This window comes from Algoriphagus sp. oki45, assembly GCF_036245605.1.
Taxonomy (GTDB): Bacteria; Bacteroidota; Bacteroidia; order Cytophagales; family Cyclobacteriaceae; genus Algoriphagus.
Window position 1 is genome coordinate 122426 of sequence record NZ_BTPC01000005.1, and the last position, 15186, is coordinate 137611.

The window sequence follows — 15186 nt, forward strand, 5'->3', positions numbered from 1 at the left end:
GCTCTTGAAAGTATCAACTGTTCGATATCTCCCGATAATCCTTGGAATATTCTGTTCACTATTAGGTAGTTGGGGTGAGGTTTTTGCTTTCCAGAATAGCAACGATCCTCCGAGAAAAACAAAAATCGGATTGGTACTGAGCGGAGGGGGAGCCAAGGGAATGGCACATGTGGGTGTAATCCGAGCTATGGAGAAAGCCGGAGTCCGTCCTGATTTTGTAGTTGGTACCAGCATGGGTTCTGTGGTAGGAGGTCTCTATGCCATGGGGTATAGTCCTGATGAAATAGAGGAAATCATCCGATCGATAGATTGGGATCTGATTATTTCCAATCGGGTTGGGTTTGAAACCATTGCTTTTGAAGAGAAAGAGTATTACAACCGGTATTTGGTGGAGTTACCCTTTCGAAATGGGAAAATAGGTTTGCCTTCCGGTTTGATTGAAGGGCAGATGCTTTCCGAGGTGCTGCAATATTATACTTGGCCAGCAAGGAAATATGCCAATTTTGATGAATTCCCGATTCCGTTTCGATGTATAGCGACGGATATCGGAACGGGAGAACCAATTGTATTTGACCGAGGGTACCTTCACGATGCATTAAGGTCGAGTATTGCGATCCCAACTGCCTTTACCGCGTTTCAATTGGATTCTACTGTGGTAGTAGATGGTGGGGTAGTGAATAATTTCCCAGTAGATGTGGCCAAAGGGTTAGGAGCCGATATTGTCATCGGTGTGAATGTCAGTGATGAGGATTTTATCAAGGCTGAAAAGTTGGAGGGATTCGGAGCTATATTGATGCAACTTGCAATGGCTCAATCTCTTGGAAAAACCAGCGAAAATATTGCCCTTACGGATATCTATATCAAGCCCGATTTGGGACCTTATGGCACTGCAAGCTTCGGAGATTTTGACTCCATCCTGAAAATCGGGGATAAAACGGGGGAAATTTTCTTTCCAAAATTCAAACAACTTGCGGATAGTTTGGGGATTAACTCGCGTAGTTCGGGCATCGGCTTGGAGGCCCTTCCTATTCGATTTACCGAGATTCAGGTGACTGGAAATGAAATTTTTCCAACAAGCCTTATCCTTTCTAAACTCAATCTTCAGCCAAATCAAGAAGTCACTCGGGACCAACTGGAGGAAGGAATCAATCGGATTTTTGGAGTGAATGGTTTTTATAAGGTGGATTACAAACTGGTGCCCGCAGAGTCTGACACCTACTCTTTGCAGATCAGAGTAAAAGAAAAACCTAAGCAATTATTAAGTACCGCGGTCCATTATGACAACCAGTTTTCAGCGGGGATTTTGTTGAATTTCACAGCCAGGGAATTGATCGGACGATCTTCCCGATCCATCTTTTTGGTTGATATCAGTCAGTATCCAAAATTCAGATTTGACCATTACAAATACATCGGCAATGAGAAAAAATTTGCCTTTAACCTAAGGGCAAATTACTTGAATCAAGAAATCCCTTTTTATGAAGAAGGGAAAGAACGGGAAATCACCAGATCCAAAGAAACCCGGATTGAAACTCAGTTGATTTCCACCTCTTCTCTGAAAGAATCATTTACCTTCGGTGCTTACGGTGAAAATATTGTTTCCAAGTTTAGGTTTGGTAGCATTATTTCTGATGAACTTAAAAATGCCTACCAGAGGTATTTGGGATTGAGAATTCGCTATTACAGAAATTCCCAAAATGACCGAAACTTTCCGACCAAAGGAGCAGAAGGTTTGATGGAAATAGGCATCAATATGAAGGATTGGTTAGGCGTGAATTTTATTCAAGGTACTGACTCTGTGACTGTAGATATTGGTGGAGATCCGGTGAGAATTCCTGCTGCAATCTTTGAAGAGGTTATCCAGAGTTTGGTCCCCGATCCTTATGCTAGGCTCAATTTGAGATATTCCAAGTTTTTTCAGATAAGTCCAAAATTCCAATTTCATCCTTCCGTCTCAAGCGGCTTGATCTTTTCCAATCAGGATTTCAATAAATCCTATCAGGAATATTTTATCGGAGGGTATCAGCGTGTAAGGTTGGAGGATACGCCGTTTTGGGGATTGAACTATGGAGAAGTCCAGACTTCCAACTTTTTGAAACTAGGAGCTGACCTTCAGGTAGTTCCGATAAAAAAGGTCTATTTTAGAATGGGATTGAATTGGTTGGGATACAGTAGTCAATATCCTTTGTCAGATGAGGATTGGTTAAACGAGATATTTCAGGATGAAAAATACCTGGGCTATGGTGCTGACTTGAGCTACAATTCCATTTTGGGGCCTATTACCATTGGGATATCCAGTAATTCAAGAGATAAGGTCATTCGAAGCTACATATCTATCGGATTGTCTTTGAATTACTCGGATAGGTAATACATCATTTCCCGCTGATGGAATTCTTGGAAAATTCCGCTTAAGCTTTTCCAAAATCGTCTATCTTACCCTGTGTATTTACCCAAAATACCCAAACTATGGATAGACGCAAATCACTGAAAATCATCGGAGGTTCTGTCGCAGGGATCGCTGGATTGGTCTTTGCAGACTGGAAATGGCAAATCGTTGACCGCCTGACCCATGCGGGCTTTTTCTCTTTCGAGGAGGAGCAATTGATCGCCTCCATTGCAGATACTTTTATTCCAGAGGGTTTGCCTCCTATTTTGCCAAATTCAGATGCAAAACCTATAGGAGCTCTTAGCACAGGGACAGATCAGTTTTTGATCAAGCTTTTTGAAAAGTGCTACGAAAAAGAAGATCAGGACTTGATCAAGGCCCAATTGAGATCTTTGGAGAAAGCTGGCTTTTTGGATTTTTCCCGAGAGGAAAAAGAGAAAAGCTTATTGTCACTCAAAGACTCTGAGGTAGAGGAGGAAGAAAAATTTTACAGTCTGATGCGATCCAATACAATCATGGGCTTTACTACTGTGAAAGAAGTCATGGTCAACTATCGGGATTACCAAGTAGCTCCCGGCTATTACCATGGATGTGTGGATGTACCTGCTTCCAAGGCTTAAACTCATTACGACATGCTACAAGATTCAAAAGATAAACGCACCTACGATGCTATTGTGATTGGTTCGGGTGCATCCGGTGGCTGGGCTGCCAAAGAACTTTGTGAAAAAGGACTTAAGACACTTGTTCTGGAAAGGGGCCGAATGGTTAGGCATATAGAAGATTACCCTACAGCCTCCAAAGCCCCCTGGGAATTTGAATTTCGGGGAGTAGTGCCCATAGACAAGCGTTCTGGGGTCGGAGCGGCCAATTGGCGAAGAGAAGAGACCATGCATTGGGCCTTGGCTGAAGATGAGCAGCCCTACATTGAGGAGAAACCTTTTCGCTGGTTTCGAGGATACCATGTGGGAGGCAAGTCTTTGCTTTGGGCTAGAGGTACGCAGAGATGGTCAGACTTCGACTGGGAGGGACCGGCACGCGATGGGTATGCAGTTGATTGGCCGATTCGCTACAAGGACATGGAGCCTTGGTATACTTACGTGGAGACTTTCGTGGGTTTTGCTGGCAGTCGGGATGGATTGGATGTACTTCCAGATCAGGTAGTGCAGCCAGGATTCGAGTTGAGCTGTGTGGAGCAGTACTACAAGGAAAAGCTGAAGGAACTCTATGGTTCGGACCGTCACCTAGTCCAAGGCCGCTGTGCCCACCTGACCGATCCTCAGCAGATTCACAAAGATCAAGGTCGGAATAAGTGCATGAACCAAAATATGTGTAACCGGGGCTGCGTGTACGGAGGTTATTTCTCTGCCAATGCCTCCACACTGCCTTGGGCGGAAAAAACCGGAAATCTGACCATTCGACCGGATTCAGTAGTAGAATCCATTCTTTACGATGAGCAAAAAGGTAAGGCAGTGGGTGTGAGAATCATCGACCGACACACTAAAGAGGCGATTGAGTTTTATGCAAAAATCATTTTTGTGAATGCCTCTACGATCAATTCCAATGCGATTTTGCTCAATTCCAAGTCTTCCCGATTCCCCAATGGTCTTGGAAATGACAATGGACTGATGGGGAAATTCATTACTTGTCACAATTACCGGGGAAGTGGCTATGCGACATTTGAAGGCTTTTTGGACAAGTTCAATGATGGAAGAAATCCAGGCCATGCTTATGTACCCAGATTCCGTAATGTCTATCGGCAGGAGACGGATTTCCTCCGTGGCTATGCCATCGGGATGTCAGCCAGCCGTCAATTGGGCGGAAATGGGGAACTGATCGGAGATGCGCTTCGTGACAGCTTGCTCAATCCGAAATATGGCCTTTGGGGCATGTCAGCTTGGATGCAGGGGGAAATGGTACCCGAGGAGTCCAATCACATGCGGCTTTCCACGGAGGAAAAAGACAAATACGGCATTCCCAAAATCATCATGTCAGTGGAGTGGAAAGAAAACGATGACAAGATGACCCGGGATTTTGTGGAGCAGCAGTCGGAAATGTACGAGCGCATGGGCTTCAAAAATATCAATGTGGTCGATCGGGGTTCACCCCCGGGTTCGGACATCCACGAGATGGGTGGCGTGCGCATGGGAAATGATCCCAAGACATCCTTGCTCAACAAATACAATCAGCTGCATGCCTGCAAAAACGTATTCGTGACCGATGGGGCATGTATGACCAGTGCAAGCACTCAGAATCCTACTCTGACCTTTATGACCTTGACTGCCCGAGCTGCCAATTATGCGGTGGAGGAGTTGAATAAATTGAATTTGTAAACCAATCCCACAGATAAGCACAGATAGAAATCACAGATTTACACAGATCAGTGAAAATCTGTGTAAGTCTGTGAAATCTGTGGGAAATATTTACCCAAAAAACCTATGAAGAAGACAATTCTACTAGTTATCCTCGCATTTGCTTGGATCATTACTCCTTCTGAAGCTCATGCCCAGAAAAAGGGTGACCCTATGCTTCAGGTGCCCCTCGGCTTTGCTTCTTACACTTTCCGAAATCAATGGAAAAATGGCGTTCCTGAAGCACTGGATATCATCCAACAAATGGGCTTCACCGAGTTTGAAGGAGGAGCACCTCAAGGGGTGAGTGTGGAGGATTTCAAGAAGATGCTTGCAGATAGAGGGATTTCGATTCCTTCGACTGGTACGGGCTTCGAGCAGTTGGAATCTGACCCTCAGGCAGTAGCCGATCGAGCCAAAGCCTTAGGCGCAAAATATGTGATGTGTGCTTGGATTCCGCACAAGACGGGGCAATTTTCCAAAGCCGATGCAGATCGGGCAATCAAGGCATTTAATGAAGGGGGAAAAGTGCTCAGAGACAACGGAATTACTTTCAAATACCATGTGCATGGCTACGAGTTTCAGCCTTATGGCAATGGGACCTTGTTTGATTACTTGGTGGAAAATACTGACCCCAAGTACGTGTCTCTGCAAATGGACGTGATGTGGACCCATTTTGGAGGAGGTGATCCGGCAGCGCTTTTGAAAAAATATGGAAAAAGATGGGTGTCACTTCACTTGAAGGATTTCCGGAAAGGGGCTCCTAAAGATATGACTGGCTTGACCGGCCCAGAAAATGATGTTCCCCTAGGTGAAGGGGAATTGGATTTTCCGGCGATTCTCCGAGAAGCCAATAAAATCGGCATTAAGCACATGTTTATCGAAGATGAAAGTGACCATGAGCTGGAAGCCTTACCAAAAAGTATAGCCTATCTAAAGAGTCTAAGGTATTGAGTTAGTTCTTATGGTTTCAAAGGGATGGTTTTCAGGATTATTTGAGGATAAACCAAAAATATTTTATGAATTTCCAAACCAAAACTTTTTGGGATGGTTCTAAGGGATATCGTGTCTAAAATGCGCTTATTATCCTCTTTATTTATTTTTATCATTCTCCTTGCACCTGTGGTGAATACCTTGAGTGCCTTGGATTGGGTAGATGATTACTACGGATGGAATATCGTAGAGATCTTGGAGGTGGAAGAAGAGCGGACTGACAAAAGCGAAAAGACTAAGTTTTTTATTGAATTTGACTTTATCCAACTTGAAAGTTTGAGTAGGCTCCAATCTCAAAATCATGTATTTGGGCAAATTCAAGAACAAAGTGGTTTCTTGTTTAGTATAGATTTCCCTCCCGAATTGAGCTGATTTTTATCCTTGGATTGATTTCAAAGATTCTAGTCTGTTTCTACAGAGGTTTCTTTGGTAATCTGTTCATTCTAAGGTTTCTGGGCCTATCAGAAAAGATAGGTTCTCCACAACACATCATCAAAAAATCTTAGCTGGTCATTTTCTTGGCTTGTGCTCCTAAAGAGGAAATTTCTCTTGAAGGGAAAATCATTGTGTGAAAAAATCATCAATGAACAGGTGAGGTATGGCCTTTTCCAAAAAAACAACATCATGAAAACTAAACTTATTTATATAATTCTTGCCTTCCTTTCCTTTTCTCCGGGCCTTTTGTCAGGACAGGTAATTTCTCCTTCTGTAGAAAAATTCCTCAATTTGGAGAAAAACCAATATTTCGCAGACCGTGACAGTGCCTATGCTGATCCGGTATATGGACTAAAAAAGCTGATCTACGGAAATCGTCGCTTTGCGGAAGATAAGAGTATCAATCCTAGGCAAACCGATCAGGACCTGAAGAACACAGAAGCTGGTCAGGCGCCATTTGCCATAATCATTGGTTGTGCAGATAGCCGTGTACCCAATGAGATCATCTTCGACCAAGGGGTGGGGGATTTGTTTATCACCCGTACTGCGGGTCAGGTGATGGCTGAAGCATCCTTTGGGACAATAGAATATGCCGTGGAAGTCTTGAAAACCCGGCTCATCGTAGTACTTGGCCATCAGTCCTGTGGAGCAGTGGATGCAGCCATGAAGCTGCCAGCCAATCCTCCGGGTCACGTAGTTACCCTGATCAATTCCATCAAACCCGCATCTCTTCGGGCCAAAGCACAAAACCTTCCAGCCAAAGAGGTTCTTGATGTAGCCATTAAGGAAAACGTAATCGAACAAGTCAAAATGCTGAGAGGATTGGAACCTGTACTCAGTAGAAAATTTGACGGGGAGGATATCCTAATTGTTGGAGCGGTTTATGATTTGCAAACGGGATATGTGAATTTTATCGAGGAAACCATCACCTCCTTGCCGGCTTTCAATGCTTCATTGGCCAGCAAATAAGCAGATGAAAGACTAAATGAATCCAATGAAAAAAGTAGTAATTCTGTTTTTCTTTGCTCTTATGGCTATGCCTGCCTGGGCTCAGTCCGGACCGGATGAGGATCAGCTGGGAGCTTGGTATATGTATTTCTTTACCAAAAAAATAGGGAATAAAGGCTTTGGTATTCAGGGGGATTACCAGTTTCGATACTGGGATTTGGGGGGTGACCAAGAACAGTTACTGCTGAGGACAGGATTTACCTACCGTCCACAAAATGCCAATGTGATGTTCACCCTAGGCTATGCATTCATTTCCTCCGGGGAGTTTGGTGAGGGGAGGAATGCTGTTCCGGAAAATCGGATTTATCAGGAAGTCCTACTGCCTCAAAAGGTAGGAGGGAGATTCATCCTGACTCATCGATTTCGATACGAACAGCGATGGGTAGAGAACCAAGATTTTCGTACCCGCTATCGGTACAACCTTTTTGTCAATGTACCTTTGAATGGTACCGAGTTGAAGAAAAGTGTCCTTTATCTAGCTTTGTACAATGAAATCTTCATCAACGGGCAAACCGATATCGGAGGAGGAAGGGAAGTGGAGCGATTTGACCGAAACCGAACTTATTTGGGTCTTGGATATGGAATTCGTGATAATCTGCGCCTGCAGACAGGTTGGATGAATCAGACCACCAGTCAATGGAGTAAAGGTCAATTGCAATTGAGCCTTCATCATAGTTTTTGAAAAAGTAAAAAGCCCGAACATTTCGGGCTTTTTTTATGAAATTTTGCATCTTTTCGAACTATGGTGCAGAGGCTCGGGAAGACCTTGGCCTGTCTTCCCGAATTCCCCTGACTTTTGGGACTAAACTGAATAAACCTTACTTTGAAAACAACACTGATATCAACGGACACTTCATCGGCAATGGCTGAATTTTTTAATTAAATGATTTTATCTTACCTATAAATCCTCTGTTAATCTGGTTCGAAATGAGTAAAAACCTGATAATTATCTGTTTAATTCTTTTTTCTCTTCAAGCTTTTGCTCAAGGAAGGGAAAAAATCAATATCCTCCTGATCCATGTAGACGATTTGGGAGCCACAGATCTGGGCGTTTTTGGGAGCGACTTTTATGAAACCCCCAATCTTGACGGGCTAGCAGCAGAGGGAATGCGATTCATCCAATCCTACGCCGCAGCGGCTATTTGCTCCCCGACCCGAGCCGCATTGCTTACCGGGAAATATCCGGCCCGACTGGGGATCACTGACTGGATTCGAGCCAAATTTCAAGGCTATTCCACCTCCGGAAATCCCGGGGAATACGAAGTCTTTGAGGATAAGCCCCTGAAGACTCCTAAGATTCAGGGCTTTTTGCCTTTGGAAGAAATCACCCTTCCCGAACGCCTACTTCAGCTGGGATACCGCACCCTACACGTGGGCAAATGGCATCTGGGAGAAGAGGGCTATCTTCCCGAAGATCAGGGGTTTCAGATCAATATCGGTGGCAATGACTTGGGACAGCCTCCCAGCTATTTTGATCCCTATCTATCTCCCAATGGAAATCCGGACTATATGCTTAAAAATGTACTTCCGAGAAAGAAAGGCGAGTTTTTGACCGATAGGGAAGGGGATGAGATCGTTGGCTTTTTGAAGGGAAATAAACAAAATCCGTTTTTTATCCACTGGGCGCCCTATGCGGTGCATACTCCGATCATGGGGCCGGAGGATTTGGTAGAAAAGTACAAAAGCAAAGAAGCCGGAGTACAAAGAAATCCGACCTACGCGGCCTTGGTCGAAAACCTTGATCAAAATGTAGGAAAGGTTCTGGCTGAATTGGAGCAGTTGGGACTGCGGGAAAAGACCCTGATCATCTTTACCTCTGACAATGGCGGCCTGATTGGGAATCCCGAAAATCCGGTGACGGTCAATCTGGGCCTGCGGTCCTTCAAAGGCTATCCCTACGAAGGAGGCATTCGGGTGCCTACGATCGTGTCTTGGCTGAATAAGATCCCTGCAGGTACGATTGTCGACACTCCGATTATCACCATGGACTGGATTCCTACTATTTTGGATTTTTTGGGAGACAATTCGGCAGTCGGCGACGGAGTGAGTTTGAAGCCATTGTTGCTTGAAGAGAATTCTGTGGTCCCCCGTGATTTGTTTTGGCATTTTCCGCATTACCGTACTCCGGACGTTTTGCCTTACTCGATCGTCCGGTCGGGAGATTATAAGCTGATTTATTTTTTCGACGGGGACGGAGTGGAGCTGTATGACCTGGCCAATGACCCCAAGGAGCAAACCAACCTAGCCAATCAGTTGCCCTTTGTTGTATCGGAACTCAAGACTAAGCTGGAAAACTGGTGGAGGGAGACTGGGGCGAGGATGCCGCAAGAGAAGTAATCAACACACCAACTTAAACCCATACCCCCGCACATTCAGAATCTGGATTTCCGGGTCGTTTAAGCCATACTTTCCTTTAATCCGTGGATGCTCAAAACTTTTAAGAATAAAAAGTAATTCTTGGTAAAAAAAGAAAAATTTAATTTTACAGATTTGGACATAGAAAAAACAATCAACTAATTTCAAGATTTTCTATCAAAATATTTGTTCGTTTTCAGGTAAGTTTTTTTAATTGTAGTAATTATTTTATAACAACTAATTTTAAGTTTTATGTTAACAACTACCCCCCCCCCCATTCAAAGGAGAATGGGATTTTGTAAAAGCGGGAAAAAAGGTCTTTCCTGTCATCGTGTCCGGTTTGCTGCTTTTTTCCTGTAGCGAGATGGAATCTGTACCTGATTCCCAACTGGCATTAGAAGCTCAAGCGGAGAAATTGGGTATTAATCCCAAAGATCCAGGTTTGAGATTTGCTGCTGCATTAGGCAACGGGTTGCAGGAGGAATCTATTCGAAAGTTTGTCTCGGAAAACATCCAAGACCAGTTTGACGGAGATTTGAACTTTCTGTATTACACGACCAAGGGTGAATCACTTGGCGGACCCAATTCAAAGTCCATCACCTTTGAGGAGGCTTTGTTTGGAAGTCAATCCAACTTTAGGACGACAGAGCCTTCCTTGGAATTTGATCCGCTGATGCAGGTGGCCTTAAGAGGACCAGAAGAGCGGCTGATTGATTTTTCTGAGATTGAAGAAGGGATTCCTGTGCTCTATATAGCTCCCGAACAGGATTTAGAAGCAAATCCTTTCGTTCCCATGATTTCCGAAGATGGGTCGGTTTCAGAATATGATACCCGAATTGTACCTGATATACCTGTGCTGGTAATTAGCCAAAATGAGCGATTGGTCAAAGTTCCCAAAAATCCTGCAGCCCGAATCCAAAGTGGAGATGCCTGTCTGCAGAGTGCTACTCCTTATTTCAGCGATGGGACAAATGACTATTACTTTTATACGGATTACTACTGTGGTGGTGGTGGTTTAATTGACAATCCTCCTGGGGGCGTGGGTGGTTCCACTGGTTGTGACCGCGATTTAAATTCCAATTGGGAAAGAATAGACCGGGTAAGATTTACCACGATGGGATGGTTGAATGAAGCTTCAAACTGGGCAGATGGTGCGCCGGAAGTTTTCTTTATCGTCTTTACCGGATCAAGTCAATCAAATTTGGCCCAGATAAAAAAATTTATTCCAAAAGTAGATCGGAGTAAGTGGAAAGATTGTAGTGTATTTAATTGCAAGACCGAGTGGGTTTTTCCTAGTAACTTAGAGATTTTTAATTGGGTAAAATTGGATTATTCTCAGACTATGACAATACAATGGTATGAGTATGATCCGGGTGACTCTGTGACAGATGAGCAGGAAGTAAACTACAAGGACCCAATAACAGGGATCGAGTACACTAGGACAGAAACCGTAGTTACCTCTGACAACGATGAGTATTTAGGCATGACTCCTGTAGAATATTGTAATGATGCTACAGGTGCTGACGCTAAAATGTATACGACAGGTCAGATAGATTTTGTTCTAAGGATAGACTAATCACATGAAGATTAGAATATTGATGTTATTGTTTCTTGGATTAAACCTTGAAGCCTTGGGGCAAAACCTAAAATTTGGGATTGCCACTGGGAGAGAATACTCGTTTAGCAATTCAGTAGTTCAAATTGATTCAGTTTCTGTTTTTGAGCAAACCGAAAAGGGAGATTATTTTTTGATACCATCCTTTAAAATTGAATGGGCTCTTTCTGAGCGATTTCGTTCCAGCTTTGGTGTTCAATATTATAGATCTTACCTTTCTTTGCTTGCAAGATATACATCTGAATCATTTCCTAAACATAGCCCCATTATCACAAAAGGAGGGCTTACTACCACCTACAATTTCGAATTCCCGGTGGGAATAAGCTATGTCCTTGTCAAGAAGAATCAATTCAAATTAATTTTGGAATTAGCAGCAGTACCGGTCTGGTCAATACAGGATTTTGAGCCCTTCAAACTCGAAGTGCCTCAGGGAATAGACTGGACTCAGGAAATTCTGGATGTAATTAATGCTGTGGAAACAATCCCCAATCCCTTCTACATGAACTATCAGTATGGGATATCGATGGAGTATAAACGCTTTGGATTGACACTCTTCAGATCTGAAAATATGAGTCGATCGATCAGTACGGATTATGAGCTTTATGGTCAGAGTTATAATTTTCAAAGGCGAATTCAATCGACAAGGCTAGGGCTATATTATTCTCTCGGGCTGAAAAAAGAGAAAGATTGATCTCCAATATTATAATCAGGAAGACCTGAAGCCTCCTTGGTTTCAGGTCTTTTTTGTTTGGGGTCAACTTTTCCAAAGTTCGAAACTTTGGAAAAGTTCGAATATCAACACACCAATCCGCTATTCGAGATTTGCAATCTCGAATTTCCTATCGTTGGATTTGTAATCCGAAAAAGTTTCAACAAACCAGCTTAAACCCATATCCCCTCACATTCAGAATCTGAATTTCCGGGTCGTCTTGCAGCTTTTTTCGAAGCTTGGTGATAAAAACATCCATGCTGCGGGCATTGAAAAAGTCGTCCGAACCCCAGATCTGATTCAGAATCAGCGTGCGATCGGTGATGTCATTAGCATTTTCCAAAAGCATCTGGAGCAGTTGGCTTTCCCGGGCTGTTAGGGGAGTCTCAGTGTCATCGAATTTGAGAAGTTGGCGAGTGGGATGAAATTCATACTTGCCCACTGCAATCCAGTCACTTTGATTCTGCCGGGTTCGGAGTCGATCCAAATGCGCTTTGATCCGCACGATAAGTTCCTCCATGCTGAAAGGCTTGCGCACATAGTCATTGGCCCCGAGTCCAAAGCCTTTGACCACGTCTTCGGTTTGGCTTTTCGAAGTCAGGAAAATGATCGGGGTGTGGGAATCGATTTTGCGGATTTCGGCAGCAAGGGAAAATCCGTCCTTTTTCGGCATCATCACATCCAAGACCAAGATATCTGGCTTTTGGGATTGGTAGCTTTCCCAAGCTTTCTGTCCGTTTTCACACAGTCTGACCTTAAAATCCCGGCTCTCCAGACTTTCCTGAATGATCATGCCAAGAGCCAGTTCATCCTCGGCAAGCAGTACGTTGATTTTGCTCATGGCCAATAGGTGATAAAGGTGGTCGATTTCTTTCCGGTTTCCAGTTCGATCCGTCCCTCGTGCTTTTCTAAGATCTTTTTCACGTAGTACAATCCGATTCCAAACCCTTTCACATCGTGGATGTCTCCTTTGGGAATGCGGTAAAACTGCTCAAAAACCCGCTCTTTTTGTTCCGGACTGATATTTCCGCCATTGTCGTGAATGCGGATTTTATGCAAGCCGTTTTGATCCAAGCAGATTCGGATTGAGTCTCCACCGTATTTAATAGCGTTGTCGAGCAGGTTGGAAATTACATTTTCGAAATGGAAGGGATCTGCGAAAATTGGTTGTGGGTTGGCAGGGAGAATCAGGTCGAATTGCTTTTCCGGAGCCAAGGTCTGGAACTTCTGCACCAATTGCCTCAGCATAGGCTCGGGCTCGATGGCCTCCTTTTTCATGACCAATTGATCGGAATCCAGTGTGGCTGTTTCCAGCAGTTTTTCCACCATCTGGTTCAGTTTGAGCATTTGGGATTTGGAGATGCCCAAGTACCGCTTGGTTTTTTCCTGATCATTTTCGGGATTGAAGACTTCAATTCCTTCGATAGCCGAGAGGGTTGTGGCGATGGGGGTTTTGAATTCGTGGGTGATATTTCCGATCAGGTCCTGCTTGATTTCAGCGATTTCCTTTTGGTTTTTGATCGTCTGATAGAGGTAGTAAAACGCGTAGGCAATAATGGCCAAAAACCCCAGTGAAATCACAATTTCAGTCATGCCTCTTTTCAAAATGGTCAAAGCGGTATTCTCAAAATGCATTTCCAGAATTTGTCCGGGAGGCAGAAAAGTAGATCTGGAAGTCACCTGAAAAGGCATCTTTTCCTTAGAACTGAGCAGGAGACTGTCTTCTTTTGCCTTACCGGAAAGCTGGTACAGCCGGTAGTTGATGTCAATTCCTCGCCGATCCAGTTCCTTGAATAGAAAGGCATTGATTCTGTCAAAATCCAAACTGTCCCGGGTGATCGAGATGATGATTTTGCTGGTGAAAATCTTCAGTTTATTGATGCTGTCTGCTTGATCTTTTCCAAAAAATACCTGAAGTCTGTTTTTTTCATCCAATGCGATTCTTCGGGAGGAATCGAGCAGGACTAAGCCGGAACTGGAGTCATTTTCAAGGTTTTTCCAAAAAATAGAATCAAATCCTGCCTTTTCTCCATCCTGAATCGTTTCAAATATTCGTTGACTTCTGGCGACCCGATTGATAAGCCCGTCTACACTGTCTACTTTGTTGACCCGAATTTGAGTGAAGGTGGTCAGACTGTCGGATACTTCATCACCTCTTTCAGGAATATCCGTCAGAGCAATCACATCCGTTTTGGCCAGGTCTGCAAAGTAATTTTCTACCGAATGGTCCAGACTTTCCTGAATATCACTTTGTAGTTGGGTTTGGATCAATTCAAATTGAGATACAATTCTCCAGGTCTGCATCCCGATGGCGATGAGCAAAGTCACTCCGATTAAAATCCCGATCCGTTTGAATTCCAGCTTTTTCACTTTACGAAGGTAGGAGGATATTTTTCTGCGAAAAACCCGGATTAACACTCGTTAACAGTACTTAACGGTGTGTTTGAAAGTGCTTTATTTGATTTGCAAAGTAAAAAAACACGTAGCTATGAAACTCAAATTTCTTTTCGGGACACTCTTGATGATGACCGCAGCAGTCACCACCAGTTTGGCCCAAGGTCTTACCGGCCGGGCTTATTATAAGTCTACCTCTTCCTTCAAATTTGAAATGGACTCCTCCCAAATGGCGCCCGAGCAAATGGCCGAAATCCAAGCCCAGCTCAAAAAGCAGATGGAGCGAGAGTATGTGCTTTCATTCAACCCCATCGAGTCCAACTGGAAGCAGGTCGAAAGCCTCGGCGGAGGTCCGGCTACAGCTTCCTCCGGCGGCATGCAGATCGTGATCAATCAGGGCAGTCAGGATCGGGTTTTGTACAAAAATATCGCCGAGCAAACCTACGAACAGGAGCAGGAAATGATGGGAAAGGAATTTTTGGTCAAAGATGGCCTAGAGCCTGCTGAATGGGAACTCACCGGAGAAACCAAAAAAATCGGGGACTATACCGCTCAAAAAGCAACCTATACACGAATCGTAGATTCTCAGCGCTTTTCCACAGGAATGACCGAAATGGAAAATGTGAAGGATACTATTCAGGTGACGGCGTGGTTTACACCAGAAATCCCCGTTCCACATGGACCGGAAAATCTTTTTGGATTGCCAGGGCTGATTTTGGAAGTGCAAAACTCAGGGAGAACGCTCATTTGCCAAAAAATCGAGCTGAATCCATCTGCCGAACCGGTGGCTATCGTCCGTCCCAAGCGGGGCAAGGAAGTGACGAGGGAAGAATTTCGGGCGGTTCAGGAAGAAGGCATGAAGCAGATGATGAACCGCTATCAAGGCAAGTCCGGAGACGGAAATCAATTTACAATACGGATTGGGAATTGATGTAAGTCCGATGTC

The 15186-nt window shown here is 44.1% G+C and carries 14 protein-coding genes; 12 read left to right on the forward strand and 2 right to left on the reverse strand.

The features are described from left to right. The first annotated feature begins 4 nt into the window (after nt 1-4). From AAA942_RS18295 to AAA942_RS18345, 11 genes are all read left to right on the forward strand, one after another. Nucleotides 5-2365 (forward strand): patatin-like phospholipase family protein, encoded by a 2361-nt coding sequence (locus AAA942_RS18295; protein ID WP_338221747.1) that lies wholly within the window; start codon nt 5-7, stop codon nt 2363-2365. A gap of 98 nt (nt 2366-2463) precedes the next feature. Next, complete coding sequence (locus AAA942_RS18300) at nt 2464-3003, forward strand: gluconate 2-dehydrogenase subunit 3 family protein (RefSeq protein ID WP_338221748.1); 540 nt, start codon at nt 2464-2466, stop codon at nt 3001-3003. Nucleotides 3004-3015: 12 nt separating this feature from the next. Beyond that, nucleotides 3016-4713, forward strand: a complete 1698-nt coding sequence (locus AAA942_RS18305) for a GMC family oxidoreductase (RefSeq protein ID WP_338221749.1) — start codon at nt 3016-3018, stop codon at nt 4711-4713. A gap of 105 nt (nt 4714-4818) precedes the next feature. Further along, nucleotides 4819-5685 (forward strand): sugar phosphate isomerase/epimerase family protein, encoded by an 867-nt coding sequence (locus tag AAA942_RS18310; protein WP_338221750.1) that lies wholly within the window; start codon nt 4819-4821, stop codon nt 5683-5685. Nucleotides 5686-5778: 93 nt separating this feature from the next. Further along, nucleotides 5779-6096 (forward strand): hypothetical protein, encoded by a 318-nt coding sequence (locus AAA942_RS18315; protein WP_338221751.1) that lies wholly within the window; start codon nt 5779-5781, stop codon nt 6094-6096. 252 nt (nt 6097-6348) lie between these two features. Then, nucleotides 6349-7128: a carbonic anhydrase gene (locus tag AAA942_RS18320; RefSeq protein ID WP_338221752.1), complete on the forward strand. Its 780-nt coding sequence runs from the start codon at nt 6349-6351 to the stop codon at nt 7126-7128. A 25-nt stretch (nt 7129-7153) separates the two neighbouring features. Next, nucleotides 7154-7849: a DUF2490 domain-containing protein gene (locus AAA942_RS18325; protein WP_338221753.1), complete on the forward strand. Its 696-nt coding sequence runs from the start codon at nt 7154-7156 to the stop codon at nt 7847-7849. 35 nt (nt 7850-7884) lie between these two features. After that, the gene (locus tag AAA942_RS18330; protein ID WP_338221754.1) at nt 7885-8037 is read left to right on the forward strand and encodes a hypothetical protein; all 153 of its coding nucleotides are present in this window, start codon (nt 7885-7887) and stop codon (nt 8035-8037) included. A gap of 57 nt (nt 8038-8094) precedes the next feature. Further along, the gene (locus tag AAA942_RS18335) at nt 8095-9504 is read left to right on the forward strand and encodes a sulfatase (protein WP_338221755.1); all 1410 of its coding nucleotides are present in this window, start codon (nt 8095-8097) and stop codon (nt 9502-9504) included. 382 nt (nt 9505-9886) lie between these two features. Beyond that, nucleotides 9887-11098, forward strand: a complete 1212-nt coding sequence (locus AAA942_RS18340; protein WP_338221756.1) for a hypothetical protein — start codon at nt 9887-9889, stop codon at nt 11096-11098. 4 nt (nt 11099-11102) lie between these two features. After that, nucleotides 11103-11828, forward strand: coding sequence for a hypothetical protein (locus AAA942_RS18345; protein ID WP_338221757.1), 726 nt, complete (start codon nt 11103-11105; stop codon nt 11826-11828). 178 nt (nt 11829-12006) lie between these two features. On the opposite strand, the gene AAA942_RS18350 is transcribed toward AAA942_RS18345, so the two are convergent. Further along, nucleotides 12007-12687, reverse strand: coding sequence for a response regulator transcription factor (locus AAA942_RS18350; RefSeq protein ID WP_338221758.1), 681 nt, complete (start codon nt 12685-12687; stop codon nt 12007-12009). Next, nucleotides 12684-14216, reverse strand: coding sequence for a sensor histidine kinase (locus AAA942_RS18355; RefSeq protein WP_338221759.1), 1533 nt, complete (start codon nt 14214-14216; stop codon nt 12684-12686). Before AAA942_RS18355 ends, AAA942_RS18350 begins: the two co-directional genes overlap by 4 nt. Nucleotides 14217-14334: 118 nt before the next feature. On the opposite strand from AAA942_RS18355, the gene AAA942_RS18360 reads away from it, so the two are divergent. After that, nucleotides 14335-15171: a GLPGLI family protein gene (locus AAA942_RS18360; RefSeq protein ID WP_338221760.1), complete on the forward strand. Its 837-nt coding sequence runs from the start codon at nt 14335-14337 to the stop codon at nt 15169-15171. Nucleotides 15172-15186: the final 15 nt, after the last annotated feature.